Source organism: Leifsonia sp. NPDC014704, assembly GCF_043083605.1.
In the GTDB taxonomy this organism is placed as follows: Bacteria; Actinomycetota; Actinomycetes; order Actinomycetales; family Microbacteriaceae; genus Leifsonia.
Genome location: NZ_JBIBYW010000002.1, coordinates 521,582 through 548,188, shown reverse-complemented (window position 1 = coordinate 548,188; position 26,607 = coordinate 521,582). Strand labels below are relative to the sequence as shown.

The following is a 26,607-nucleotide window of genomic DNA, read 5'->3' as shown; positions in this document are numbered from 1 at the left end:
AGGGGTCAGAGAGAAGCGAGCGCGGGCACGGAGTCGGCGGTGAGCTGGCCGCCGGCACCCGCGATGCGGATGCGGAATTCGGGTTCGGGGGCGAACGAGACGGTGAGGGTCGCGCGCTCGTCGCCGAGCGCCCACTCGAGGTCGAGCGAGCCGTCCGAAACCACACGGTAGCGGAACTCGCCCGTGAAAGCCGGATGCGTCGAGCGCAGGCGGACGAGCGCGAGCTGCGCGCGCGTCACCTCGCTCGCGAGTGACGCCTCCAGCTCGTCGGGCGTGTACACGTGACGGTTGACGTCGCGGCCCTGGCCGGTGCGCTGGAAGAGCGCCACGTCATCCAGACCGCCGAACAGCCCGACGTAGTACAGCTGCGGCTTGCCGGGCAGCCACAGCTGGACCGCCCGGGCGAGCAGGTAGCTGCGCGCGTCGGCGCCGAGCGCGGAGAAGAAGGTCGCGTTGATCTGGTGCGGAAGGCTCATCCAGGCGGGGATGACGGATGCGACGGTCGAGTGCCCGCCGGTCGCGACAGCGGCACGCTCGAAGATGGCGGCCATCTCGCCCTGGTCGATGAGCCCCGGCCGGTCGCCGGAGGGTCCGGCGTCGATGATGCCGATGCCGTCGTGGGTGTCGAGCACGGTGATCGCGTTCTGCGGGCGGATGGGCATCCACTCGACGAGGCGGTCCGAGGTGCCCGTGCCCAGGCTGTGGAGCAGGAGCGGGGCGAGCGCGAAGTCGTAGACGTAGTCGACGAGCGGGGCGATGGCGAGCTGCTGCGTGTAGTGGGCGTGCACCTCGACGAGCACCCGCAGCCCCTCGTCGCGCGCCATCGCGACGATCTCGCGGACGAACTCCAGCGTCTCGGGCGTCATGAAGCTGTCGGTGCCGGGCGTCTTGACGGCGTAGCCGACAGCGTCGAGACGGACCGTGGTGACGCCGCCGGACCGCAGGGTCGCGAGGATGCGGCGCAGGTACGCGCGGGCGCGGTCGTTGGCCACATCCAGGTCGACCTGTGTCGGCATGAAGGTGGTCCACACCAGCCGGCGGCGGCCGTCCGCCATCCGGTAGGCCGTGAACGGCAGACCGGGCCGCGGGCGGTAGAACGCCGTGATGCCGTCCTCGGTCGCGCCGTCGGGGAAGACCGTGTCGAAGGTGAGGAACATCCCGTCGTGCGGGGACTCGTCGCCGTTCGCCAGCCAATCCACGAACTCGGCGGAGTCGCTCGACACGTGGTTGACGATCAGGTCGGCGGTCACCTCGCGCTCGGCCGCGAGGGCACGGACGTCGTCCCAGGTGCCCAGTCGCGGGTCGACCGCGCCGTGGTCGATCGGGTCGAAGCCCGCGTCGGCGCCGTCGAAGGGCACGAAGAACGGCAGGATGTGGACCCCGGCGAAGTCGCGCAGCGGGCCCTCGAGCAGGGCCCGCAGGCGGGGCAGGTCGCCGCCGAGGCGGTCGGCGTAGGCGAGCAGGTCGACGCCGGTCATGCGCGGGCTCCGCCCGCTTGGGTGCGGCCCGCCGGGCCCGCCGCGGCGGAGGTACCGCCGGACCCGGGAGGCGCCGGCCGGTTCGCGCTGGCGTCCGGCGTTCCCGGGTCCGACGGGGTCAGGGCCTCCCGCAGGCCGGCGACGCCGCCGGCGGGGGAGGTGAGCACGGGGAGATCGACGCCGGCCGATTCGGCGGCAGGGGCCATCGAGGCCTGGGCGAGGACGAGGACGGAGGCCGTGCCGCTCTCCGCGAGCCGGCGCACCTCCTCGGCGATGAGCCGGTCGTGGGTCGCCTGGTCGCCGGCAGCCCGTGCGGCCGCTGCGCCCTCCACGACCGTCGCGGTGACGTCGACCGCGACGCCGCGCGCCGTCGCCTCCCGCTCGATCAGCCGGGTGGTCGGCCCGAGCGTCGCGGTGTTCGTCGCGAGCACCGCGATCCCCCCAGCCGCCAGCTCCTGAGTTTTTCCGCTCTCGGAGGGCGTTTCGGGGCGAAAAACTCCGGAGCTGTTGGCTTGGGCGGCGGCGGATGCGGCGGCGAGGCGGACGGACTCGGCGGCCATGGCGGCGTCGACGCGGATGACGGGGATGCGGAGAGCGGCGGCCGCCTCCTCCGCGGCCTCGCCGATCGACGAGCAGGTCACGAGCACGGCGTCGGCGCCCGACTCGGCGAGATGACGGAGGTGCCCGGCGACGCGCTCGCGCACCGCGGGGGTGACGCCCTCGGCGATGGCCGTCTCGAGCATCCACGCGTCGACGACATGCTCACGGGAGGCACCGGGAACGGCATCGGCGACGAGCGCGTCGAACGTCGGCGCGAGCGCCGGGACGGTGTGCAGCAGCCCCGCGATCATCACGCCTCCCGCCACGGCCGGGCCTCGCGGTCGACGACCTCGATGAGCGCTTCGAGGCGCGGGACCGACAGCTCGCGCAGAGCCGACGGCACGTCGTCGCGGCCGACGACGTCGCTCCACAGCGCACGCCCGGCGAGGAAGCCGCTCGCACCGGCCCGGCACGCCGCCTCGACCGCGGGCAGGAACGCGGGCCGGTCGACACCCTGCGAGAGCACGACCCACGGCCCGGTGATCGAGGCGTTGAGCTTCTCGCTCGCGTCGCGCTGCGCGGCTTCATCACCGGTGCCCGACATCGGCACCTGCACCTTGTACAGGCTCTGGCCGAGCGGCGACAGCTCCTCCGCCGCCTCGCGGATGGCGACATCCAGATCCCAGGTGCCCGCGTCGAGCTCTTCAGGGGTGGCCCGGACGACCGGCTCCAGCACGGAGAGCACGCCGCGCGTGCGGCACTCGGCGACGAACCGCTCGACCAGCCGGACGCGCTGCTCGCGCTTGGCGTCGCGCCGCCAGATCACGAGCAGCTTCAGCGCCGAGACGCCGCCGAGGTCGGTCTGGTCGAGGACGACCTCGTCGAGCGCGGTCTCCTCGACCGGCCCGCCGTCCTCCTGCGTGAGCGCGTCGGCGGCGAGGATGAGGCCCGTCTCTGCGGGCAGCACGTCGCGCACGGCCTCGAACCCGTAGTGCCGGTCGATCAGGAAGCCGGACGCCAGCGGGCCGAGCGCCTCGGCGACGTCGAGCTTGAACCGGATGAGCACGTCATCGGCCGGGCGTCCGGCGCCCGCCAGGTCGAACATGTGGCGGAGGCTCTCGCGCTGATCCATCGCGACCATCGCGAGGCCGCCGCTGGGGCGGGCGATGGCGTCGAGGTCGAGCGCCGGACGGGAGGTGGTGTCGGTCATGCGTGTTCCTTGTCGTGGAGCGTGGCCGCGCGCACGAAGGCGTCCAGCAGTGCTGGATCGCCCGCGGACGCGGCGCTGTCGGCGCTGCGCAGCGGCAGCGAGGTCGTGGGGCCGGCGACGCGGTGCGCGGCCAGCATCGCGGCGCCGGTGGCGACCGGCTCCGCGGCGTCCACGCGACGCAAGGCGCCCGGGACGAAACGCTGCTTGAGCCGCCACCACGCCCCGTTCGCCGCACCCGGACCGCCGAGCACGGCGAGGTCGGCGGAACGCGGGCCGGCGAGGTCGGTCTGGGCCGCATCCATCCACGCCAGCTGCAGCGCGAGCCCGGCGAGCACCGCGGTCAGCGTTGCGGCGGGGTCGGCCAGCCCGGTGGATACGGTACCCGCGTCCCCCGCGGACGCGAGCTCCACGAGGCGCAGCGTCGCGGCGGGGTCCGGCGCCGGCGACTGACGCCCGCGGAGGTACGGGACCAGGACGGCCTCGACCGGGCCGCCCGCGCGCCCGAGCGCCTGCTCCTGAACGTCGTGGCGATCGGCCCCGGGCAGCAGTTCGGCGAACGCCCATTCCACGAGCGCCCCGGCGGTGGGGTTGCCCGCGAGCAACGTCTCGTGGGCGCCGTCGACGGTGCGCGCGAGGCTCATCCCGTGGCGGCGCGCGCCCTCCCGGGACACGCCGTCGGCGACCCGCAGCAGCGCCTCGGCAGTGCCGACCGAGTCAGCGGCCTGGCCGGGTTCGCGGACTCCCGCCGCCCAGGCGCCGACAGCGTGGTCGTGGCCGGCGACGACCACGGGCAGCCCGACTGGCAGGCCCAGCGCGGCAGCGGCCGAGGCCGTCACAGTCCCGGCGATGCCTCCCGGCTCGACGACGCGCGGGAAGCGCTCAGGGGTCACGCCGGCGAGCGCGAGCAGTTCGGGATCGAAGGATGCGGCGAGGCCCTCCCCGGGTCCGGGCAGTCGATACGCCATGGTGCGGGCGGCGAGCGTGTGGTCCGTCGCCGCCTCGTCCGTCAGCGCCTCGACGATCAGCGCGTCGGCGCCGAGCCAGCGCGCATCGGCGAGCCGCGCATCCCCGTCTGCCGCGAGCCGGAGCCAGTGGGTCAGCGGCGACTTGGCCGGGGCAGGTACGCCGGTCGCCGCGTACAGCGCTTCGGCACCGGCGGCCGCGACCAGGCGGTCGGCGGTCGCCGTGTCTCCGTCGGCCCAGCGTAAGAGGTCGCCCAGTGGGCGTCCGTCCGGGGCGACCAGGCAGCCGGTCTCGCCCATCGAGGCCACACCGAGCGCGGCGATCGGGTAGGGGCTGTCGACGGCGATCTCCCGGATCGCGCCCAGCACGACCGCCTGGAGGCCCGCGCCGTTTCCGGGCGTCGGGACGGTCAGCGTCCGCTCTTCCCGCACGGAATCGCCCAGCAGCGTCAGGACCACCTTGGTATTGGTGGTGCCGACGTCCACGCCGAGGGCGGCGAGAGAAGCGGAGGTCACTGCTCCATTCTGTTCACTTCTGAACATTCGCGTCAAGATTTGTGCGTTTGTTGACAAGCGTTCGGGGCAGCCGCTTGGATGGACGCGTGCGTTACACCGATGCCCCCGCCCGCCGCGAGGAGCTGCTCCGACGGCTCTCCGCCGAGGGCTACGTGTCGTCGTCGCGCGTCGCGGAGGAGCTCGGCGTCTCGGAGATGACCATCCGCCGCGACCTCCGCCAGCTCGAAGGCGATGGTCTCGCCCGGCGGGTGATCGGCGGCGCCAGCCTCCCGAACCTCGGCCACGGGCGCCCCTTCGACGAGCGCGCCGTCACCGGTAGCGGCGAGAAGCGCGCCATCGCCGAGGCCTGCCTCGACCTGCTCGACGGGGCCGTCACGGTCGCCCTCGACGCGGGCACCACCGTCGCACCGCTCACCGGGATGCTGCGGCCCGGGACCACGATCGTGAGCCACTCCGCGCCCGTCATCCAGGCGGCCATCGAGCGCGACGACGTCGAATTGGTCGCCGTCGGCGGCGTCTACCAGAGCGAGACCCGGTCCTTCGCCGGCGCCACCGCACGCCGGACCATCGCCGACTACTCCGTCGACATCGCCGTCCTCTCGGCGACGGCGGTCGACACCACCGGCATCCTCTGCGCCAACGCGCTCGACGCCGAACTCAAGCAGGAGCTCGCCCGCGCAGCCCGCACCACCATCCTGCTGGTCGACCACTCCAAGCTCGGGGCGCGCGCCCCCATCCGCGTCGGCGGTCTGGACCTGGTGGATGTGATCCTCACGGACCCCGGCGCCGATCCCGCGGACCTGCAGGCGCTGCGCGACGCCGGTGCCACCGTGGTCGTCGCCGGCGAGCACGTCGCGCCGAGCGCTCTGACCGCCACCACCGCCACCAGCGCCCCCGCCGACGCACCGGGGGTCGGTGTCTCGTGATGCGGCTCGGCGCTGTCGCCGACGACGTCACCGGAGCCTGCGACCTAGCGGGACGCGTCGCCGAAGCGGGGCTTCCCGCGAGCGTGCTGCTCGGCATCCCGCGCACCGACGCATCCCGTGATGACGTCTTCGCTCTTGCCGGTTCGTCGTGCGCGGTCGTGGCCCTGAAGGCGCGGACCGCGCCTGTGGCGCACGCGGTCGCCGCCTCGTCGGAGGCCGCGCATTTCCTCGTGGGCGCGGGCGCGACGCTGCTGTACCAGAAGTACTGCTCGACCTTCGATTCGACGCCGGAGGGCAACATCGGGCCGATCGCGGACGCGCTCGCGGCCGTCGCCGCGGAGAGCGCCGCACCTGATGCGCCGTCGCCCGTGACCATCGGCACGCCTGCCACCCCGGACGCCGCCCGCACCCAGTACCAGGGCGTGCTCTTCGTCGGCGGCGTGCCGCTCGCCGAGTCCCCCATGCGCGACCACCCGCTGACGCCCATGCGCGACTCGAACGTCGTCCGGCTGCTCGCCCCGCAGACCTCCGCGCCCGTCTCCCTGGTGCGCTGGCAGGACGTGCGGCGCGGGGCCGACGCGGTCGTCGATCTCATCGGCGACGGACACACCCTCGTGGACGCCCTCACCGAAGACGACATCGACACCGTCGCGGAGGCCGTCCTCCGCGTGGCCGCCGAGCGTCCCGTCGTCGCGGGCGGCGGGGCCGGGGTGGGCACGGCGCTGGCGCGTGTCGCGGTCCGCGCGACCGAGACCACTGAGGGCGACGCCGCGACGGGCCCGGATGCGTCGGTCTTCACCGCGAGCGGCGCACCGCGTTCGACGGGAGCCGCTGCCTCCCTTCCGGGCGTCCCCGTGACCGGAAGACTCATCCTGGCCGGGAGCGCCTCCGCCGCCACCCGCGGTCAGATCGCGGCCTTCACCGGCGAGCGCCACGAGCTGGACCCGCTCGACCTCGCGCACGACCCCGGCACGCTCGACCGGCTCCGCGATGCCCTCGCGAATCGCACCGACCGGCTCGCGCCCGTCCTGGTGCGTGCGTCGCCGGATGTGGCGACAGCGCAGCGCGAGTTGGGCGCCGAGCGCGCAGCCGCGCTGCTGGAGGACGCCCTCTCCGAACTCGCGGCCTGGGCCGTCGACGAGCTGAACATCAGTCATCTGCTCGTCGCCGGGGGCGAGACTTCCGGCGCCGTGACCACCCGCCTGGGCATCGAGCGGCTGCAGATCGGCGTGCAGGCCGCCCCCGGTGTTCCGTGGGCCGTCGCCTCCACCGGCTCGGGCCGCACCGTCGCCGTGCTGCTCAAGTCGGGCAACTTCGGCCGCCCGACCCTGTTCACCGACGCGTGGGAGGTGGCACCGTGACGCGCTCCGACGGCACGGGCCTGCGGGAGAGGGATGCGCGCGAGGCCGAGGCCCGCGCGGCGGTCGTCCGCGCCTGCCGCCACCTCTCGGCGGCCGGTCTGTCGCCCGGAAGCTCGGGCAACGTCAGCGTGCGGGTCGGTTCCCGCATCATCGCGACGCCGACCGGCTCCTCCCTGCGCTCTGTGACGGAGGAACAGCTGGCCGCGACCCCCGCCGATCAGGAGGGCGCGCCTCGACCCACCAAGGAACTGCCGCTGCACGCCGCGATGTACGCCGCGCATCCCGACGCCACCGCTGTGGTCCACCTCCACTCCCCGTACGCCACGGCGATCGCCTGCCTCCCGGCCACGGAGACCGGGTTCGCCCAGCTGCCCCCGCTGACGCCGTATCGCGTAATGCGGCTCGGGGACGTTCCGCTGGTCGCGTACGCGCCTCCGGGAAGCGCTGAACTCGCGGCGGGCGTCGCGGCGGCCGCCCCCGGGCATCCTGCTCTGCTGCTCGCCAATCACGGCCCCGTGGTCGCCGCCGCGACCCTCGACGGGGCGATCGATCTGGTCGAAGAGCTCGAGACGGCCGCCCAGCTGACGCTCCTGCTGAAGCAGGCTCCGGCCGTCCCGCTCGACGCGGCGGCGATCGCCGCGCTCACCCCGCCGGGCCGCTGAACCGCCGTCCCGCCCCACCCACCCTCCCCCACATCCCACACCCGCTCGATCCCCCTCAGGAGCACTCGTGTCCAGCGTCCGCGCTGCTCGTCCGTCCGCCTCCCGTCCGCCGTCGCGCACGCCGCGCGGCGCCCGCATCCCCGCGGCCCGGCCCACCGAACGGCACCTGTCGTCGGTGCCGCGGTTCCTGCTGTGGCAGGCCGCGCGACAGCCCGCCAGCCTCGGCGCCGGCATGCTGTTCGGCGTCGTGTGGATGCTGTGCCAGGCCGTCTGGCCCTACCTGCTCGGCCGCGCGGTGGACGAGGGCGTGTCCGGCGACTCCGGCCGCCTGTGGACCTGGTGCGGCGCCCTGCTGATCGTCGCCGTCGTGCAGGCGATCGCCGGGATGCTGCGCCACCGGATGGCGATCTCCAACTGGCTCCGCTCGTCGCTGGGCGTCGCCCGGCTGATCGGCTACCACTCCGCCGAGACCGGTCCGGCCATCACCGCGACAACCTCGTCCGGCGAGATCGTGGCGACCGTGAGCACCGACTCCCTCCGGCTGGGCGCTATGTACGAGGTCACCGCCCGGCTCGGCGGCGGTGTCGTCGCGTTCGTCGTCGTATCGGTCATCATGCTGTCGGCGAGCGTTCCTCTCGGCCTCGCCGTCGTCATCGGCGTGCCGGCCGTTGCTGCCGTCCTCGCCCTGCTGCTCCGATCCCTCCGCTCACGGCAGGCCGTGTGGCGCGAGGAGTCCGGCGGGCTCACCACCCTCGGCGCGGACACGGTCGTCGGCCTTCGCGTGCTGCGCGGCATCGGCGGCGAGCACGAGTTCGTCGAGCGGTATGCCATCCAGTCGCAGCGGGTCCGTGCCGCCGGGGTCGGCGTGGCCAAGACACAGAGCTGGCTCGACGGCCTGCAGGTGCTGCTGCCCGGCGTCTTCCTGGTCTTCATCGTCTGGTTCGGAGCCCACCTCGCCGTCGACGGCACGATCACGCCCGGCCAGCTGACCGCGTTCTACGGCTACGCGACCTTCCTCGTGCTCCCGCTGCGCACCGCGGTCGAGGCCGCGCAGACCTTCACCGCCGGGGTCGTCTCCGCTCGGCGCGTGCTCTCCGTGCTCCGGACGCGGCCGGCCGCGCAGGACGCCGACGAGACCGCGGAGGCGCCGGCGTGGGGATCCGCGATCGAAGACCTCGCCTCCGGTGTCGTCATCCCGCCCGGCCGGTTCACCGCGATCGTGGATGCGAACCCCGACGAGGCCGCCGCCATCGCGACCCGCATCGGCCGCTTCGACGACGCCGTGCACCGCGAGGCGCCGGTGCTGTGGGGCGGAGTCGATCACACGCGCGTCCCCGTCCGTGACGTGCGCCAGCGCATCGTCGTGAACGACGCGAACCCGCACCTGTTCGGCGGACGGCTGCTGGACGGCCTCGACACGCTGCCCGTGCGCGACGAGGAGACGGGCCGCCGGCGCGAGGACGACATTTCCACCGGGCGCATGCGACGGGTCTCCGCCGCGCTCGACGCGGCGGCGGCGACCGAGACCGTCGACGCCCTCCCCGAGGGGGTGCACGAGCGCGTCGCCGAGCGCGGCCGCACCTTCTCCGGCGGCCAACGACAGCGCCTCAGCCTCGCCCGCGCGCTGCTCACCGACGCGGAGGTGCTCGTTCTCATCGAGCCGACGAGCGCGGTGGATGCGCACACCGAGTCGCAGATCGCCGAGCGTCTCCGCGAGGCCCGCGACGGGCGCACGACCGTCGTCGTCACCGCCAGCCCGCTGCTCCTCGACCGGATGGACACCATCGCGGTAGTGCGGAAGGGCCGGGTCGTCGGCACCGGGACGCACCAGCAGCTGCTGCGCCAGGAGGACGACCTCGGCGACCTGTACCGCGCGATCGTCTCGCGCACCATCTCCGCCGCCGAGCCGGCCGAGGGCGAAGACCTCGACGCCGCCTGGACCGGGTCGATCGACGCGCTCTGGACGGCGACGCATCCCGTGACCGCGCAGCGTCCGGAGGGCGGCCGCACGGCCAAGAAGGCGAAGAAGAAGGACAAGCGGAAGAAGGGAACGGGCGATGCTGCTGCCGATCGCTAGCACCAGGACGGTCCGGGAGACCGGCGCGCGTCTCATCCGCCAGCACCGCGGCGGCCTCTCCGTCGTGCTGGTCCTGCACACCCTCGCCGCGGTCGCCGGTCTCGCCGGACCGGCCCTCATCGGCGTCATCATCGACGGCGTCACCGGCCACACTCTCGTCACGAGCGGGATCGACACGATCGCGCTCATCCTGCTCGTCGCCATCGTCTGCCAGGCCGTGCTGATCCGGTTCGCCCAACGGCAGTCGATGGTGCTCGGCGAGGGCGTCTTCGCGCAGCTGCGGGAGGAGTTCCTCGCGACCGTCGCGCGGCTCCCCCTCTCCACCGTCGAGGCGGCGGGGACGGGCGACCTGCTCGCGCGAACCACCAACGACATCCAGTCGGTCGCCCAGACCGTGCGGTTCGGCGTCCCGCGCATCCTGGTCGCCAGCGTCACGGCGGTCCTGACGGTCGTCGCGGCATTCCTGGTGAATCCGGCCGTGGCGGTCGCGATGTTCGCGGGAGTGCCGATCCTCGTGATCGCAGCGCGGTGGTATCTCCGGCGCTCCGGCCCCGGCTACCAGCGCCAGCTCGCGTCCTACGCGACCCTCGGCGGCACGATCAGCGAGACCGTGGACGGCGTGCGGACCATCGAGGCGCTCAGCCTCGCCCCCGCCCAGCGCGCCAAGATCGACGCCGCCCTCCGCGAGCGCCGCGAGTCGGAGTGGTACACGCTCTGGCTGCGCTCCTGGTTCTTCCCCAGCACCGACATCGCGTTCCTCCTCCCGGTGATCGTCGTCATCGCCTGGGGCGCGTTCCTGGTCGGCAGCGGCGCCGCGAGCATCGGTGCCGTGACCGCCGTCGCCCTCTACGCGATGCAGCTGGTGTCGCCGGTCGACGAGCTGATCAGCTGGCTGGACGAGATCCAGGTCGGCACCACCGCGCTCTCGCGCATCATCGGCGTCGCCGACGTGCCGGAGGACCGCCACGCGACCGGCGAGCAGCCGGTCGACGAGCACGTGCTGGCCGAAGACGTGCGTTTCTCCTACCGCGAAGGCACCGAGGTGCTGCACGGCGTCACCCTCGACCTGGCCGTCGGCGAGCGCCTCGCGATCGTCGGGCCGTCCGGGTCGGGCAAGTCGACGCTCGGCCGCCTGATGGCCGGCATCACCGAGCCGACCGGCGGACGCATCACCGTCGGCGGTGTCCGGCTGGTCGACCTCCCGCTCGACGACCTCCGCAGCCACGTCGCCCTCGTCACCCAGGAGCACCACGTCTTCGTCGGCACCATCGCCGAGAACCTGTCGCTCGCGAAGCCCGGCGCCGGTCGCGACGAGCTCGCCCGGGCGCTCCGGGTGGTGGATGCGCTGCGCTGGGTCGCCGCGATGCCGAAGGGCCTCGACACGGTCGTCGGCTCCGGCGGCGTCGTCCTCACCCCGGCGCAGGCGCAGCAGCTCGCGCTCGCCCGGCTGGTGCTGCTCGACCCGCACACGCTCATCCTCGACGAGGCGACCTCCCTGCTCGACCCCACCGCCGCCCGCGACCTGGAACGCGCGATGAACCGGGTGCTCGAGGGCCGCACCGTCGTCGCGATCGCCCACCGCCTCCACACCGCCCACGACGCCGACCGCATCGCCGTGGTGCGCGACGGTCGCGTGGACGAGCTGGGCAGCCACGAGGAGCTGGTGGCTGCCGGCGGAGCGTACGCGGAACTGTGGGCGTCGTGGCACGGGGGCGAGCGGTGAGCGCCGCCGGAGAGCCGGGCGCGCTCGCGTGGCGCGGCGTCGTCGAGGGTTTCTACGGCGAGCCGTGGTCGCATTCCGACCGGCTCGCCTGGTTCGAGCGCGGCGGCGCGATCGGGCTCGACCGCTACCTGTACGCGCCCAAGGACGACCCATGGCACCGCGACGAGTGGCGGGAGCCGTATCCCGCCGACCGGCTCGCCTCCCTCGCGGAGCTGAACCGGGCGGCCGCCGAGCGGGGCGTGCTGTTCGTCTACGCGATCTCTCCCGGCCTCTCGATGCGCTTCGACGACGATGCCGAGCATGAAGCGCTCGCGGCGAAGTGCCGTCAGCTGCTCGGCGCGGGCGTCCGCTCGTTCGCCCTCCTCTTCGACGATGTGCCGATGGACGAGCCCGAGGCCCTCGGCCGCGCCCACGGCGAGGCGGCGGCGCGGTTCGAGCGCGACTTCCTCCGCCCCGCAGGCATCCGCGAACCCGTCCTGCTCTGTCCGACCGACTATGCCGGCGTCGAGCGGACCCCGTACCGCGTCGGACTCGCCGAGACGCTCCCGGCCGACGCGCGCCTGCTCTGGACGGGCTCCGACATCGTGGTCGGGGAGGTGACGGCCGCCGACATCACCCGGGCGGTCGCGAGCTTCGGCCGCGACCTGGTGCTCTGGGACAACTTCCCCGTCAACGACTTCGACCGCTCGCGCGTGTTCCTCGGTCCGCTGACCGGCCGCGATGTCGCGCCCGGGCTCGTCGGAATCGCCGCCAACCCCATGGTGGAGGCCGCGCCGTCCCGCTTCGCGCTGGAGACCGTGGCCGAATGGGCGGCGGACCCGGACGGTTACGACGCATCCGCCGCGGCCGAGCGCGCGTACCTCGCGGTCGCCGGCGACGACCCCGGGCTCCGAATGCTGGTGCGGGCGTGCAGCGCCTGGCCTCCGGGTGCCCCGCGCTGGCCCGACCTCGACGCCGCCGTCGACGCGGGACGATGGGATGCGGCAGGCCGCCTGCTCTCCGGGCTCGCCGCGACGCGCGCACCGGCATCCACCCCGGCCGATCTCGCGGCCCAGCTGGAGCCGTGGATCGCCGCGGCGCGGGCCGCCGGGGCCGCGGGCGTGCTCGCGTGCCGTGTGCTGGGCGGTTCCGGCACGGGCGCAGGAGGCGACGGGCCCGGCGACGCCGCCGCGCTGCTTGCCGCCCGCCGCGAACTGGAAGCGGAGTTCGCCGACGTGGCCCGCGGCGCTGTCCTCGCGCTCATCGACACTGCGCTCGAACGTCTGGGCGTCGAAACCCGCCGCACCTATGGCGACGGCGCGCTCGTCGCCGTGCTCAGCGGGCCGAACCCGTCGCCGGGCGACCGCGAGCTCGTCGAGTTCCTCGGCCGGTCCGGGATGCGCGCGCAGCTCGGCGACGACTCGGACGCCGACCTGATCATCGTGACCCGGCGTGCGTCCGAGGAGGTCGCCCGTGCCGCCGCCTTCCGCCCCGTACCGCTGCTCGCGTGGGGGCATCTGGTCGCCATCGGGCTCGCGTCGGCGTCCTCCGTCCCGCTGTCGGCGGACCGCATCCACATCACCGCCGCCGAGCACCCGGCGGCCGCCGGTCTGGACGGCGAGGTGGTCGTCTTCCGCGGGCGTACCAAGCTGACCGTCGGCGATCTGCCCGCAGCGGCGGATGTCGTCGCGCGCGACCCTGAATCGGGTCGCGCGGTCATCGGCTTCACGCCGGCCGGCGCTCCTCTCGCGGACGGCACACGTGCTCCCGCGGCCCGGGCCACGTTCTTCCTGGCGGCAGACGGCCTGGCACCGTGGCTGGTCACCCCCGAGGCTCGCGCCCTGCTGCTGGCAACGGTCCGCACCCTCCTCCCCTGACCCCGTCCCCCGCAGATTCGTGCCGAATGTGCGGTATGACGACCCGTTAGCGCACATTCGGCACGAATGTCGCCATGTCGGCGGCGGAACGCACTGCCACGCGAGCGGCTTAGAGTAATGCGTGTATGGCTGAGCATCCTCCCGCATCCCTCTCCGACCAGCCCGAGCCCGTTGTCGTCACCCGCGACCCCGGTTCCGGCGCGCCCCGGTTCGCCCGCGACGACATCGTGCAGCGCAAGGGGCTCTTCACGCTGGTCTCCGGCCCCTTCACGCCGCGGGAGTCCATGATCGAAGACCTCCTCGCCGTGCGCGACGCCCTCGACGCCGCCGGGCTCGAGTACCTGCTCGTGCGCGACGACGACAACCGCCTGATCGTGGCGCTCGACCGCCGGCGCCGCAAAGAGGTCTCGGCGGCCCTCGCCGAAGCGTTCGCCGACGAGCCCTTCTACTCCCGCAGCATCGACCCCGAGAAGGACGAGCACGGCGAAGACCTGCTCATCGCCGACGGCCGCCTCTCCCGCCGGAAGGCCGACATCCTGCGCCTGTACCGCCCCCGGCTCGAGCCCATCGGCCGGCTGCGATACGGCGCCGAGACCGCGTTCCAGCTCGAGTTCTGGCGGTTCGGCGACGATGAGATCACCGCACCGCGGGAGAACGCGCTCATGCGGCCGCGCCTGCCCCGCGGCGAGGCGGTCGAGGCCGAAGTGGAGCTGTACGGACGGCGCTGGCGCACCCTCCAGCACATGTTCGACCCGCTCGCGAGCGACATCGCCTTCGACGTCGACATCGTGTTCTCGTGGGTCGACGGCTCCAGCGCCGAATACCAGCGGCAGCGGGCCGCGCGGATGGCGGCCTACGTCGTCGGGGAGGGCGACGACAACGAAGCCCGCTTCCGGCAGATCGACGAGCTCAAGTACGCGCTCCGCAGCGTACACATGTTCGCGCCGTGGATCCGGAACATCTACATCGCGACCGACTCCCCGGTCCCGCCGTGGCTGGACCCGGAGCATCCGCGCATCCACATCATGCGGAGCGAGGACTTCTTCGCCGACACCTCCACACTCCCCACGCACAACTCGCACGCCGTCGAGAGCCAGCTGCACCACATCCCGGGCCTGTCGGAGCACTTCCTGTACAGCAACGACGACATGTTCATCGGCCGCCCGCTGTCGCCTGACGTGTTCTTCTCGCCCGGCGGGATCACCAAGTTCGTCGAGGCCGGCACCCGCATCGGGCTCGGCGAGACCGACCCGGCGCGCAGCGGATTCGAGAACGCGGCACGCGTGAACCGCCGCCTGCTCTGGGAACGGTTCGGCGCGGTCACGACGCGCCACCTCGAGCACTGCGCGGCCCCGCTGCGCATCAGCGTTCTACAGGAGATGGAGCGCGAATTCGCCGAGGACTTCCGGCGCACCGCGGCCAGCCCGTTCCGCTCGGCGACCGACATCTCGGTCACCAACTCGCTGTACCACTACTACGCGCTGATGACCGGGCGCGCGGTGACGCAGACGCAGGCGAAGGTGCTCTACATCGAGACGACGCTGCGGCAGGCGCCCGACATGATGCGGCGCCTCCTGAAGCGCCGCGACCAGGACATGTTCTGCCTGAACGACGGCTCGAAGCCGGAGATCAGCCCCGAGGAGCGGACGCGGATCGTGACCGACTTCCTCGAGCGCTACTTCCCGTTCCCGGCCCCGTGGGAGCGCCCCGGCACCTGACGCGTCACGATTTGCGCCAAATCTCGGCCCGGAGGGGGCGAGACGCGGGTCAAGCGAGGACGCGGATGGGCTCCGTGGGGGTCTCGTTGCGCGGCGCCGGGGGGATGCGGATGCCGTCGGCGGCCAGTCGCCGCGCCGACTCCTCGGGGTCCACGTAGTCGAGCGTCGGGTAGCGGCCGAGCGGCACCACGGAGTGCAGCACCGTGTTCGGGTACACGTGCACCAGGTTGAAGGCGAGCGCCCCATCCCGCCCGCGCGTCCCTCCCACCGGCACGTTGAGGTCCTGCGTGTAGCAGCTCGCCGACGACACAGACACCGGGATGCCCGCGAAGGTCGCCGTCGACGAGTAGTGCAGGTGCCCGGCCAGGATGCTGCGCACGTCGCTGCCCTCCAGCACCTCGCGCAGCTGCGACTGGTCGCGCAGCTCTACCGAGACGGCGAGGTCGAGCACGCTCGGGATGGGCGGGTGGTGCATCGCGAGGATGGTGCCCTCCGGCGCCGGCATCGCCAACTCGGCCGCCAGCCAGTCCAGCTGCGACTCGCTGACGTCGCCGTAGTGGTGTCCGGGCACGGTCGAGTCGAGGACGATGACGCGCAGTCCACCGAGCCAGTACACGTCGTCGATCGGTGACGTGTCGCCGAGCTCGTCGCGGAGGCCCTGCCGGAACGACGCCCGATCGTCGTGGTTGCCCATCACCCAGATGACGCGGGCGCCCATCCGCTCGGCAGCCGGGTCGACGAGGGCGCGCAGCCGCGCGTACGCGTCGGGCTGGCCGCGGTCGGCGAGATCGCCGGTGAAGACGATCGCCTCCGGCCTGCCACCGGACGATTCCACCTCCGCGAGGAGGGCGCGGAGGTGCTGTTCGCTGTCGACGGTGCCGTAGAGCTGTTCGCCTCCCGCCAGCAGATGTGTGTCGCTGATGTGGAGGAGGAAGTGGTCCGGCCGCGGGTATTCCGCGATTCGCGTCTTCACGGGGCTATCACACCACCTACGTCTGAACGGACCGTGAACGCTCGCGGTGTGCCGCCTGGATCTGTTTTCATGCCGGTTCCGTCGGTTCGGCGTTCCAGGCCTCGACCCGCACGGGCATTCCGGGGGTCGCGGCCAGCGTCCGCTCCTCCCCGGGCAGCAGCGGCCGCGGGTCGCCGCCGACGCTCAGCATGCCCGGCGCACCGACCGGCCGCGGGTCCGTCAGCCGTACGGTCAGGGCGGCCTGCCGGCCGTCATTGCGGACGCGCACGGCTCCCGTTGCATCGCGCACGACGGTCAGCACGGGCGCCGCCACGTCGAAGAGCGCCGCCCAGTCCGCGGTCGTCGTGGCGAGCATCCGTTCGCGGTCGAGCTCGCGGCCATCCGCATCCCGCCACTCCGCCTCCCACAGGAAGACCTCTGGCAAGTCGGCGGTCGCGACCTCCAGCGTCCCGACGGGTTCGGGATGCCGCACAGCGTCCGCGCGCACCTCCCGCGAGGCGAGCACGGCGCCGTCGAGACCGCGAGCGCGCAACGTCAGGTCGGAACCGGACGGCACCGCATCCTCCGCCCACAGCCACGCCTGGACCGACGCGACCGGCTCACCGCCCCACACGGCGCGGGTCACGCGCAGCGTCGCACGCCGCCGCTCGTACGCGCGGGCGACCGCGAAGTACGCGGGCTTCGGGTCGCCCCGGAAGTCGACCGCGGCCGTGCACCACGTGTTCGGATAGCTCTCGTTCAACTGCCACGGCAGCACCATGCTGCAGCGCGGCGAGCGCCGCCGGTCGGCCTCCACCGCGTATTGCAGACCGGTGGCCTGCAACAGCTGGGATGCGCGGTTCAGCGTCTCGAGGCTGTCCGGACGCCCCCCGAACAGCTCGACCAGCTGGTCCGCGTTGTCCCACCACTCGCCGAGGTGCCGGTACACCGGGTTCGTGCGGTCAGCGGGCCAGCGATCCGCCTCGGGCACCAGCGCCTCGAGGGAGCGCAGGTTCGTCATCCCCTCGACCCCGAACTCCGTGTGCGCGAGGCTCGTGCCGGCGTTGGCGAGCCGGTACTGGCCGACCAGGCCCTGGTGCTCCCACGGCCCGTGGACGTCATGCTGTCCGTCGGGGTTCGCCTCGATGCGGTCGAGCCGGTTGTGGAACTCCGGACCCGTCGGCGATGTCGGCAGCCAGCTACGACCCGGATCGAACCGCGCGACCGCGTCGGAGAGCGCGGCCAGCACGGGCGAACAGTCGTCGGAGAGCGGCACCCCGCCGTCGTCGAGCTCGTTCCCGCCGCCCCAGAGCAGCAGCGATGGATGGTGCACCCGAGTCGGGATGAGCGCCTCGGCCTCCGCACGAAGCAGCGCCACGAACTCCGGGTCTGTGCTCGGCGTACTCTGCATCCCGGAGCTGGACTGCGAGAACTCCTGCCAGACCAGCAGGCCGAGACGGTCGCACGTCGCGTAGAAGTGCTCGGTCTCGATCAGACCGCCGCCCCACACGCGCATCAGCCGGGCGCCGGAGGCCGCAGCCAGTCCGAGCAGGTGCTCCACCGTCCGCTCGTCGATCGACCCGAAGAGGGTGTCGGCCGGCGTCCAGTTCCAGCCGAGCAGCGGGACGGTCACGCCGTTCACGACGGCCGTGTACGGGAGGGCGTCCGCCGGAGCGCCCGGGGTCGGCGCCAGCGCTGCCGTCCGGAACCCGACCGGGCGCTCGGTGCGGTCGGTCTCGCCCTCCTCGTCCGCGAGGACGACTGTGACCGTGTACAGCGGCTGGCCGCCGACCGTATTCGGCCACCACCGCTCTGGGTCCGGGATGCGCAGTTCCGCCGATTCGTCGGCCGCGGGGATGCTGCGCTCGGCCACCGTGCGTCCGTCGCGCTCGACCGTGACCGTGACGGTCAGCGCCGCGTCCGACCGCTTCGCCCGTGGCGCGTCCCACGCGACGGCGACGACGCCGTCCACGCCCGAGCCCGCCCTGCCCGGCTGCGACAGCTCGTCGCCACCCGGCGCGAAGTCGCGCAACGACTGGCCACCCGGCGCCTCGGCGACCGACGCACGGACGGTCACGTCGCTGAAGAGGGCACGCCCGGCGCGCAGGCGAACGCCCTTCCAGACGCCCTGGTGCCGCAGCCGCGGCGAGAAGTCCCAGCCGTAGCCGAGCCGCGGGGTGTGCACCCGCACCCGCTCGGTCCGTCCGACCTGCGGCTCGGAGTCCGGCGCGGGATGCACGCGCAGGGCCAGCTTGTGCCGCCCAGCCGAGCGGAGGGATGCATCCAGCGGCATCCGCAGACGGTGGTACAGCCCGTGCACCGTGCCGAGGCGCTGTCCGTCCCAGTACACGTCCGCTCCCGGGTCCACGCCGTCGAACTCGAGCACCGCCACGCCGTCGGCCGCGCGCGCATCCAGCTCCACCGCCCGGCGGTACACCCACGACCGCTCGGCCACCCACTCCGCGGCACGCGAGTTGCGGCCGACCCGCGGGTCGGGTAGCTCGCCCGCGCGATGAAGGTCGTCGACGACCGCGCCCGGTACCCGTGCTGGCAGCCATCCCGGCGCCGCCGCGATGGCTGCGGACGCCTCGGCCACGTTGTTCCCCGCGTCGGGCAGAGGCGCGCCCAGGTACCACTCGGCCGTGTCGCCGAGGGCTTCGCGGATGGTCCAGTCGTCGCCGTCGAGGGTGATCGTCGTTGAGCTCACCCCACGATCATGCCGAATCTGGGAACGATTCCAGAAATTCTGCCGCAGGACTATCTACTGCTCCCGAGCAGAAGGTACGCTTTCGTGGTTCGCGCGCATCGAATACCAGGCAAGGAGGCCTTGACAGGCATGTCCCACCCACTCGCTGTCGCAGCGATCGGCTTCTGGCACGTCCACGCAGGCGACTACGTGCGCAACGTCCAGCAGCATCCCGACACCACCCTCGTCGCCGTCTGGGACGACGACGAGCAGCGCGGCCGTGCGGCCGCCGACGAGTTCGGCGTGGAGTTCGTCGCCGACCTCGACGAGCTGCTCGCCCGCCCCGAACTCGACGCGGTGACCATCACCACGGCGACCGACCAGCACCGCGACGTCATCGGACGCGCCATCGCGGCCGGCAAGCACGTCTTCACCGAGAAGATCCTCGCCCCGACGGTCACCGAGGCGGAGGAGCTGGTCGACCTGGCCCGGGAGGCCGGCGTCGCACTCGTGGTGTCGCTTCCCCGACTCTCCGACGACTACACGGTCGCCATTGAGCGCATCCTCGACGACGGCACGCTCGGCGAACTCACTTACTCCCGCGTGCGCCTCGCGCACGACGGCTGGGTCGCCGGCTGGCTGCCGGAGCAGTTCGCCGACCCGGCGGCCGCGATCGGCGGCGCCCTCACCGACCTGGGATGCCACCCGGCGTACCTGACGCGGCTGTACCACCGCGCCGAGCCGCTCACCATCTCGGCGGCCTACGGCCACGTCACCGACCGTGCGGTTGAGGACAACGCGGTCGTCACGGCCGAGTTCCCCGGCGGCCGCATCGGTGTCTTCGAGGCGAGCGTCGTGACCACGCCGGGCGCGTTCACGATCGAGCTGCGCGGCACCGCCGCGACGGTCATGTTCGGGTTCGGCGGCGAGCGCCTCCTCGCGAAGGGCGGCGCGTTCGGCGAGGAGTGGCAGGAGCTGCCCCTCCCGGAGCGGCGGCCCGGTGCGTTCGCGCAGTGGGTGCAGCACATCCACGACGGAACGACCGCCGACGACAACCTGCGTCATGCCGTCGAGCTGACCCGCATGGTCGTCGCCGCCAACGAGTCCGCAGCGACCGGCCGCGCCGTCGCGCTGACCGGACAGGCGGCGCCGGTCGCCTGACCGGCCGCCGCATCCCTTCACTCTCCCCTCTCATTCCGTGCATCCGCACGCCCACCCACGTCTCCAAAGGAGCATCACTATGCCCAGCACCACCGTCCGCATCGGCCTCATCGGAGCCGGCGGCATCGCCGGAGCCCACGTCGCCGGCTACCTCCGCAACCCGGAGACCGTCACGTTCGCCGCCGTCGCCGACCCGGTCCGCGAGGCCGCCGAGCGCCGGGCCGGCGACAGCGGCGCCGAGGTCTACGCCGACTACGCGACCATGCTCGCCGAGGCGGACATCGACGCCGTCGACATCTGCCTGCCCCACCACCTGCACAAGGATGCGATCGTCGCCGCCGCCCGCGCCGGCAAGCACATCCTGTGCGAGAAGCCGCTGTGCCTCACGCCGGAGGAGGCCGCCGAGGTGGATGCCGCGGTCGCCGAAGCCGGCGTCACCCTGATGTGCGCGCACAACCAGCTGTTCCTCCCCGCCGTCGCCACGGCCAAGGAGCTCATCGACTCCGGCGTGCTCGGCCGGGTCTACGAGGTGCGCACCACCGACAGCTTCTACAACGACTTCGACCCGTCGAACATGGGATGGCGGGCCCACGCCTCCACCAGCGGCGGCGGCGAGCTGATCGACACCGGCTACCACCCGACCTATTTGCTGCTGCACCTCGCGGGCGGCTCGCCCGTGGAGGTGACCGCGATGCTCGCCACGCACCGCCTCTCGTTCATGGAGGGCGAGGACTCGGCGCAGGTGCTTGTGCGCTTCGACAACGGCGTGATCGGCAGCCTGGTCACCAGCTGGGCCTACCAGCCGGCGGACGGCACGGAGAAGTTCTCCGTGGTCGGCGAGCTGGGCAGCCTGACGAGCGACGGCACCTCGCTCAGCTATCGGCTGCGCGGCGAGTCCGAGCCGACGGTGCTCGAGCTGGCGCCGGTGCACGAGTTCCAGGAAGAGGTGGGCCACTTCGCTCGCAGCATCCTCGACGGCACGCGCCCCCTCCACACGCAGAAGGAAGGGATCGAGGTGCTCGGCATCATCCTCGCCGCCTACGAATCGACGCAGAACAGGACGATCGCGCCGGTCCGCTCGCTGCGCGAGCTGGTGACCGCCTCCGCGCCCGAGAGCTGAGTTCGCAGAAAATTCACCCTGGGGTGAATTGAGGTATATCCAGGGGGTCGGGCGCGGAGTTACAGTTCAGCATGAGCATGCAGCGGACGGGGGCCCGCAACCGGTCACTGGAGCCCCATCGTCAAGATGATTTCGTCGCCGTCCCGTACCTGCGGCAGGGCCAGCTGATCTCCCTGATCCGTTGGTCCCTCGTGTCGGGCGAGTGGAAGTACACCACAATCCTCGCGGAGTACCTCCATCGTGATGAAGGGTCGTGGTACCTCGTGATCAACGGAAGCCGCGCCAAGCTCGACCGCTCCGAGTGGGCGATCTTCAACTGACGCTCCGACCTCTCCGCCGAAGGCTCTCTCGGCGGAGAGGTCGCGGCACCGCCCCGCGCCGCCTCCCGCTCCACCGTGCGCCCCGGCGGTACTGTTCCCCGTGTGACCCAGACCGAGAACCGGAAGCGGTCGGCCCAGCCGGAGCATCGCTGGCCCGCCGTGATCGCCACGCTCGTCGCTCTCGCGGCGTACGCGTTCCTGCCCAGCGTCGTCCCCCTGCTGGAGCGCTACGCCGTCGTCGGGATCTGCATCCTCATGGTGGTCGCGCTGGTTCTCTACAACCCCCACCGGCTCAACCGGGAGTCGCGGTGGTCGCGCCGGGCCGAGATCGCCTTGGCGATCTTCATCCTGGTGGCGAACCAGATCGCGTTCGCGGAGACGGTGGTCCGCCTCCTCAACAAGCACGGCAACGGGTACGAGCTGCTGCTCGCCTCGCTGCAGGTGTGGCTGACCAACGTGATCGCCTTCGCCCTGGTGTTCTGGGTCCTCGACCGCGGAGGTCCCGTCGCTCGCGCGACCGTTCCGCGGCCGAAGCTGGCGCTGGCGGACTTCCGGTTCCCGCAGGACGAGGACCACGACGCGGTGGACGAGGTGGCACGCGGGTCCAGCAAGCAAGCGGACTGGGTGCCGAATTACATCGACTACTTCTACTTCTCGCTGTCGAACTCGATGGCGTTCAGCCCGACCGACACCATGCCGCTGACCCACCGCGCGAAGCTGCTGATGTCGCTGGAGTCGTTCGCCGGTTTCACGCTCCTCGCCCTGGTGATCGCGCGAGCCGTGTCGCTGATCGGCTGAACGCGCAGTTCCGTGCTGCCCGACCGATTCTCGTCGCCGCCGTAATGGTGCGTGCGCTTCGGAGTCCCTAGTTAACGGGACCGATCTGAAGGGATGCATGATGAGCACGAGTAGAGGCCGATTCAGTCGGGCGGTGGTGACGACCGGGATGCTTACCGCCGTCGTGCTCGGTGGGAGCTCATGCGCTGCCGGAACGCCCACGCCATCCGGCACCTCGGCGCCGGCCGCCACGCCGGCCCCCGCACCGGGCGCACCGACGGCCTCCGGGTTCACCGTGCCCGCCGGCCCGCAGATCGTGTTCCGTAACACGGAACCCGGTGACGGCTTCGGCAAGGTGGCCACGGTGCCTCTCACGTCCCCGTCGGGCAAGCGTACGGTCTCCGGCCTCTCCTGCGAACGCGTCGATGCGAGCCGGGAGGCCCTCTCGTGCCTGAGCCTCAACTCCATCAGCCCGGTCGGTTACCGCGAGACCCTCTACGACGGCGCCGGCGCGGTCATCCGTTTCTGGCCGCTGTCGGGGCCTCCGAGCCGCACCCGGCTGTCGCCCGACTCCAGGCTGGTCGCCTGGACTGCGTTCGTCGACGGCGAGTCCTACGCGAATGTGAAGTTCTCGACCCTGACGACCATCACCTCACTCCACGGGACGCACTACGGTCCGCTCGATGCGTTCACGTTCCTCGTCGACGCGCAGCCCTACACCGCCGTCGACCTGAACTTCTGGGGCGTCACCTTCGCCGACGACGGCAACATCTTCTACGCGACCGCTGCGTCCGCGGGACACACGTGGCTCGTACGCGGAAACCTGCGCGGCCGCACGGTGGTCGCCCTCCAGGACGGCGTCGAATGCCCCTCGCTGTCGCCGGACGGCACGCGCGTCGCATACAAGAAGAACCTGGGGACTGCCGACGCCCCGCGATGGACCTTGGCCGTCCTCGACCTCGCCTCCGGGAAGGAGACCGTGCTGCCGCTCGCTGGAAGCGTCGACGACCAGGCGGAGTGGCTGGACGACCGGACGGTCCTGTTCGGCTTGCCGGTCGCGGGGAAGTCCGGGGACTTCAACGTGTATTCAGCACCGGCGGACGGCTCCGCTCCGGAGACGCTGCTGATGGAGCACGCGTGGTCACCGTCGGTGGTGCGCTGAGAAGACGCGGCACATCGCGGCCGCACCCGTGCGCTGACCTGTCGGGTCGGTCGTCAGAGCAAGACGGCGACGGCGACGTTCAGGCTCACCAGCGTGATCAGCAGGATGTTGAGGTAGCCGACGATGATCGCCGCCTGGGCCACGGCCACTCCCTTGCCTCCGACGCGGTGAAGTTTCCGGGTGACGTGGTAGCCCAGCGGGACGGCGACGACCGGAAGGACGAGCGCGAGCGCGAGCGCGAGCCCGGCAAGCGGGGGCACGCGCTTGGGGAGGACGGTCGGCATGGCGAAGTCGCCCGCGCGATCGGAGGCGCTGTGCGGGATCGGCACGCCCGCGGAAGTCTCGTCGAGTCCGTCCACTTCGTCGTAGATCACGGTTCGCATCTTCAGGTCGGACACGTCTGTGCGGGGATGGAGGCGAGTTCGCCAGCGGAGGCGACTGGCGCGAGCTGATCGAGAGGCCACAGCTTGAGCACCGCTCTTCCCACCACCCCGGCGATGGGGACGAAGCCTTTCGTCGGCTGATCCTGTGTCTGGGTCGAATCCCGGGAGTTGAAGCGGTTGTCCCCGAGCACCCAGAGCGCCCCCGCGGGGACGGTGACATCGAACGTGTGTGAGGCCGGCTCTCCCTCCGGTGCCACGGCGTATGGCTCGTAAACCTCGCTGCCGTTGACCGTGAGACGGCCGCCGGTGCTGCAGCAGCTCACGCGATCACCCGGTGTGCCCACCACGCGTTTGACGAGATAGTTCTTCCCGTCGCCAGAGCGCGCGTCGTGCGCGCCCGAGAGCCACCCACCCGGGTCTTCGAAGACGACGACATCGCCACGGTGGATGGAGTCGGCGCCGTACGCGAGCTTGTCGACCAGGATCCGATCGCCGGTGTGGAGAGTGTTCTCCATCGAGCTCGACGGCACCGTGAACGGTGTCACGACAAGGCTCTGGACGACCAGCGTCACGACGAACGCGGCGATGACCAGGATGATGCTGAGCACCAGGCGGCGTCGAGAGCGACGGCGTCGGAGCCTGGCGCGGCGCGGATGACTGGTCGCGAGGTTGCGGCCCCCCCGAGCCTTCGGCACCAGCTCGACGTGGCGGGCCCGGCGCGCGTGCCTGCGGTGGTCGGACTCGTCGAGCTCCGGGTGCCGCCTCGCAGACACAGGGGGCGCCGGAGGAGCGACCGGCTCCACTTCTGCGGGTGCGACAGATGCGACGGGGCCGACGGCCCCCGAGGAGCCGCGCGAGCGGCGTCGCGACCCGGAAGCGCGCGCCCGCCCGCCTGACACTTCGGCAAGGGACGCGTGCCCACCCGCCTGACGTGGGCGCAGGTCCGCCTCGCTCGCCGGCGTGGTCACGACCGCCGGGCGGCTCGGCGCGGACGAAGCGGCCACCGGACCGCTCGAACGGTACGTGTCGGTGAGGGAGACGTGGTCGGTCAGAGATGCGGGAATGAAGCTGGTCTGGATCGTCCCGTCTTCGTAGTCCTCCTCCCGCAACGATCCTTTGTCCCACCAGACGACGCCGAGCTGAGGCTTGGGTCCCGGTGCTTCGGGGATCGCTTCCACGACAGCCAGGTCGATGACTCCGTACGGGCCGGCGTCGACGACGGCGCGATCCGACTGGACAGAGCTGGCGGCAGACCAGGCGGCCGGGCCTTTGGGCGCGAGCTCACCCTCGACCGCCGTGCGCCAGGAAAGGGCGTCCGGCACACTGCTCGCCCGGCCGGTCGGCGCAACGAAGGACGAACGACGCATCTTGGATTTCCGTGATGGAATGCGCGGTGTCACCGTCATCTCGCCTGCTCTCCTCGCTTCACCCGACCTGATCGCACACGGGTTCAATTACTGAAGACGCGGGAGCCGGCAACCTATGACGCGAGCGGAGGAAACTCACCGAGGAAAGGTGAGCCCAACCGTCTGTCCTTACTCCGGGACGACCGCGCCGAGGACGCAGGAGACCGATTCCGCGCCCGCAGGAAGGGTCGCCGACGTTGCCCACTCCTTCTTGTCACCGCTGCCCACGTCCTTCAGCGTGGTGACGCCGCGCCCGTAGACGGACGAGCTCGTGGAGTTGACCCAGCTGACGGAGACGACGACGTCCCCTTTCCGATCCTTCGGCATGGTGACCGTCCCGGTGGCGGTCACCTCCGAGCCCGTCGTATCGCAGCTGGTCATCTTCGTGTCCGAGATGATCCCCGTCCCGGCGGGGATGGTGGGCAAAGGCGTAGAGCCGTTCGCCCTGGCGTTCGTCGAGCCCGAGCCGGCGGACCACGGAGACGACGGCGAACCTGTGCAGCCGACGAGCCCGCTCAGCGCGAGCGCGGCAGCGGCGATGGGGAGGACGAGGCGCTTTCCCTTGGTCATGATGGAATCCCTTTCTTCACGAACTGTGGTTCCTGCGGACGGTGCGAGGGCGGGGTGCGGATCTCGTGCATCCGCCCGGTCCCTCGATGCGGTCTTCCTTTCTCATGGAACGATGGTGACGCTCGTACCGAGCGGGAGTCGGTTCACCGCGGTGATGGCCTCCGCGGAGAGGCGGATGCACCCATGGGAGACGGTCCCGTCATGAGACGGGAAATAGTGCATGCCGATGAGGCCCCCATCCTCGCCGCGGAAGGGCTCGTCCTGCGCCGATGAGTGCAGCGACGTCAGCTCAATGGGATACGTGGTCTGCCCCTGCTCGGGGTCCAGGTAGCGCTCTTGCAGGTATCCCGTCACCCCGGTCGGGGTCGGCGTCCCGGACGCCCCGACCGCGACGCCGAACGACTGCAGGGTCGTTCCGTCGAACTCCTGGATCGCCAGCGTCTGCGAGCTCGCCGCGATCACGACGTGACGCTCGAGCGGTTCGGGGGCGGCCTTCTTCAGTGAGCTCGTGCGCACCCAGCCGGCCGTCTGTGCTGGCGCGGACCCACCTGCCTGGGAGGGAAGCCGCTGTCGGGCCGGAGTCATGACCAGCGCCCACGGCCCGTCGATCTCGACGGGCACGATGACCGTCGGCCGTCCGGCGAAATTTCTGAACGCGAAGCGCGCCACGGGGCGCTTGGCGCTGTCGAAGATCGCCGTGTCCGTCGAGATCACATAGACGTCACGGGAGACCGCGGGAACCTTCGCGCTCGTGTACGCCATCAGTCCCGGTATGACCGCGTCGTACCTGGCCTCGGGGAGTGCGGCGATCTCATCCGGGGTCGGCTCCGTGTAGTCCGCGCTCACGACCGCGCCCGTGCCTGCGTTCGCCTGCTGGGCCGAACCGCTCAGGATGCCGGCTGACGGCTCGATCAGGACGACGGCGGCCAGTGCCGCGACGCCGGCCACGACGACCCCCGCCGCGATGGCGGCCGAGCTCCGCCTTCGACTTCGCGGTACGCCCGAGTCGCGCTTCTGCCCTGTCTCCCCAGTCATCCCGAC

General features: G+C 72.1%; 22 protein-coding genes. 12 read left to right on the top strand and 10 right to left on the bottom strand.

Annotated features, from left to right (window positions below; all coding sequences use genetic code 11):
• Nucleotides 1–5 precede the first annotated feature (5 nt).
• From gtfA to ACF1AJ_RS14130, 4 genes are read right to left on the bottom strand one after another with little or no spacing between them, the layout of a single operon-like run.
• Nucleotides 6–1,478, bottom strand: a complete 1,473-nt coding sequence (gtfA, locus tag ACF1AJ_RS14145; protein ID WP_391507905.1) for a sucrose phosphorylase — start codon at nucleotides 1,476–1,478, stop codon at nucleotides 6–8.
• Nucleotides 1,475–2,344 carry a hypothetical protein gene (locus tag ACF1AJ_RS14140; RefSeq protein WP_391507904.1) on the bottom strand — a complete coding sequence of 290 codons (870 nt, stop codon included), beginning with the start codon at nucleotides 2,342–2,344 and terminating at the stop codon, nucleotides 1,475–1,477. The genes gtfA and ACF1AJ_RS14140 overlap by 4 nt, the downstream gene beginning before the upstream one ends.
• A complete protein-coding gene (locus tag ACF1AJ_RS14135; protein WP_391507903.1) occupies nucleotides 2,329–3,228 on the bottom strand; it encodes a hypothetical protein in 900 nt (299 codons plus the stop codon). Before ACF1AJ_RS14135 ends, ACF1AJ_RS14140 begins: the two co-directional genes overlap by 16 nt.
• Entirely contained in the window at nucleotides 3,225–4,706 is a 1,482-nt protein-coding gene (locus ACF1AJ_RS14130) for an L-fuculokinase (RefSeq protein ID WP_391507902.1), read from the bottom strand. The genes ACF1AJ_RS14135 and ACF1AJ_RS14130 overlap by 4 nt, the downstream gene beginning before the upstream one ends.
• An 86-nt stretch (nucleotides 4,707–4,792) precedes the next feature.
• On the opposite strand from ACF1AJ_RS14130, the gene ACF1AJ_RS14125 reads away from it, so the two are divergent.
• The 7 genes from ACF1AJ_RS14125 (at nucleotide 4,793) to ACF1AJ_RS14095 (ending at nucleotide 15,029) form a co-directional block, all read left to right on the top strand.
• Entirely contained in the window at nucleotides 4,793–5,632 is an 840-nt protein-coding gene (locus ACF1AJ_RS14125; protein WP_391507901.1) for a DeoR/GlpR family DNA-binding transcription regulator, read from the top strand.
• A complete protein-coding gene (locus tag ACF1AJ_RS14120; protein ID WP_391507900.1) occupies nucleotides 5,632–6,993 on the top strand; it encodes a four-carbon acid sugar kinase family protein in 1,362 nt (453 codons plus the stop codon). Before ACF1AJ_RS14125 ends, ACF1AJ_RS14120 begins: the two co-directional genes overlap by 1 nt.
• Nucleotides 6,990–7,655, top strand: a complete 666-nt coding sequence (locus ACF1AJ_RS14115; RefSeq protein WP_391507899.1) for a class II aldolase/adducin family protein — start codon at nucleotides 6,990–6,992, stop codon at nucleotides 7,653–7,655. The genes ACF1AJ_RS14120 and ACF1AJ_RS14115 overlap by 4 nt, the downstream gene beginning before the upstream one ends.
• Nucleotides 7,656–7,722: 67 nt before the next feature.
• Nucleotides 7,723–9,732 carry an ABC transporter transmembrane domain-containing protein gene (locus ACF1AJ_RS14110; protein ID WP_391507898.1) on the top strand — a complete coding sequence of 670 codons (2,010 nt, stop codon included), beginning with the start codon at nucleotides 7,723–7,725 and terminating at the stop codon, nucleotides 9,730–9,732.
• Nucleotides 9,713–11,455, top strand: a complete 1,743-nt coding sequence (locus ACF1AJ_RS14105) for an ABC transporter ATP-binding protein (protein ID WP_391507897.1) — start codon at nucleotides 9,713–9,715, stop codon at nucleotides 11,453–11,455. The genes ACF1AJ_RS14110 and ACF1AJ_RS14105 overlap by 20 nt, the downstream gene beginning before the upstream one ends.
• Nucleotides 11,434–13,311, top strand: a complete 1,878-nt coding sequence (locus ACF1AJ_RS14100; protein WP_391507896.1) for a protein O-GlcNAcase — start codon at nucleotides 11,434–11,436, stop codon at nucleotides 13,309–13,311. Before ACF1AJ_RS14105 ends, ACF1AJ_RS14100 begins: the two co-directional genes overlap by 22 nt.
• Before the next feature lie 125 nt (nucleotides 13,312–13,436).
• A complete protein-coding gene (locus ACF1AJ_RS14095; protein ID WP_391507895.1) occupies nucleotides 13,437–15,029 on the top strand; it encodes a stealth family protein in 1,593 nt (530 codons plus the stop codon).
• Nucleotides 15,030–15,078: 49 nt separating this feature from the next.
• Here the strand turns inward: ACF1AJ_RS14095 and ACF1AJ_RS14090 are convergent, their stop codons facing one another.
• Together ACF1AJ_RS14090 and ACF1AJ_RS14085 are read right to left on the bottom strand one after the other, a co-directional pair.
• Entirely contained in the window at nucleotides 15,079–16,002 is a 924-nt protein-coding gene (locus ACF1AJ_RS14090; RefSeq protein WP_391507894.1) for a phosphodiesterase, read from the bottom strand.
• A gap of 67 nt (nucleotides 16,003–16,069) precedes the next feature.
• Nucleotides 16,070–18,688: a glycoside hydrolase family 2 protein gene (locus ACF1AJ_RS14085; RefSeq protein ID WP_391507893.1), complete on the bottom strand. Its 2,619-nt coding sequence runs from the start codon at nucleotides 18,686–18,688 to the stop codon at nucleotides 16,070–16,072.
• Between the two features lie 129 nt (nucleotides 18,689–18,817).
• On the opposite strand from ACF1AJ_RS14085, the gene ACF1AJ_RS14080 reads away from it, so the two are divergent.
• The 5 genes from ACF1AJ_RS14080 to ACF1AJ_RS14060 all read left to right on the top strand — a co-directional run bounded on the left by ACF1AJ_RS14080 (nucleotide 18,818) and on the right by ACF1AJ_RS14060 (nucleotide 23,207).
• The gene (locus tag ACF1AJ_RS14080) at nucleotides 18,818–19,828 is read left to right on the top strand and encodes a Gfo/Idh/MocA family protein (protein ID WP_391507892.1); all 1,011 of its coding nucleotides are present in this window, start codon (nucleotides 18,818–18,820) and stop codon (nucleotides 19,826–19,828) included.
• 79 nt (nucleotides 19,829–19,907) lie between these two features.
• Nucleotides 19,908–20,948 (top strand): Gfo/Idh/MocA family protein, encoded by a 1,041-nt coding sequence (locus tag ACF1AJ_RS14075; protein WP_391507891.1) that lies wholly within the window; start codon nucleotides 19,908–19,910, stop codon nucleotides 20,946–20,948.
• A gap of 71 nt (nucleotides 20,949–21,019) precedes the next feature.
• Nucleotides 21,020–21,268, top strand: a complete 249-nt coding sequence (locus ACF1AJ_RS14070) for a hypothetical protein (protein ID WP_020076270.1) — start codon at nucleotides 21,020–21,022, stop codon at nucleotides 21,266–21,268.
• Nucleotides 21,269–21,370: 102 nt separating this feature from the next.
• Nucleotides 21,371–22,066: a hypothetical protein gene (locus tag ACF1AJ_RS14065; RefSeq protein ID WP_391507890.1), complete on the top strand. Its 696-nt coding sequence runs from the start codon at nucleotides 21,371–21,373 to the stop codon at nucleotides 22,064–22,066.
• 100 nt (nucleotides 22,067–22,166) lie between these two features.
• Nucleotides 22,167–23,207: a hypothetical protein gene (locus tag ACF1AJ_RS14060; protein WP_391507889.1), complete on the top strand. Its 1,041-nt coding sequence runs from the start codon at nucleotides 22,167–22,169 to the stop codon at nucleotides 23,205–23,207.
• A gap of 53 nt (nucleotides 23,208–23,260) precedes the next feature.
• Here ACF1AJ_RS14060 and ACF1AJ_RS14055 read toward each other — a convergent pair whose 3' ends face one another.
• The 4 genes from ACF1AJ_RS14055 to ACF1AJ_RS14040 form a co-directional block, all read right to left on the bottom strand.
• Complete coding sequence (locus ACF1AJ_RS14055; RefSeq protein WP_391508769.1) at nucleotides 23,261–23,590, bottom strand: hypothetical protein; 330 nt, start codon at nucleotides 23,588–23,590, stop codon at nucleotides 23,261–23,263.
• Between the two features lie 2 nt (nucleotides 23,591–23,592).
• On the bottom strand, nucleotides 23,593–24,957 hold the full coding sequence (gene lepB, locus ACF1AJ_RS14050; RefSeq protein WP_391507888.1) for a signal peptidase I: 1,365 nt from the start codon (nucleotides 24,955–24,957) through the stop codon (nucleotides 23,593–23,595).
• 168 nt (nucleotides 24,958–25,125) lie between these two features.
• Nucleotides 25,126–25,566 carry a hypothetical protein gene (locus ACF1AJ_RS14045; protein ID WP_391507887.1) on the bottom strand — a complete coding sequence of 147 codons (441 nt, stop codon included), beginning with the start codon at nucleotides 25,564–25,566 and terminating at the stop codon, nucleotides 25,126–25,128.
• Nucleotides 25,567–25,668: 102 nt separating this feature from the next.
• Nucleotides 25,669–26,601, bottom strand: coding sequence for a L,D-transpeptidase (locus tag ACF1AJ_RS14040; RefSeq protein WP_391507886.1), 933 nt, complete (start codon nucleotides 26,599–26,601; stop codon nucleotides 25,669–25,671).
• Nucleotides 26,602–26,607: the final 6 nt, after the last annotated feature.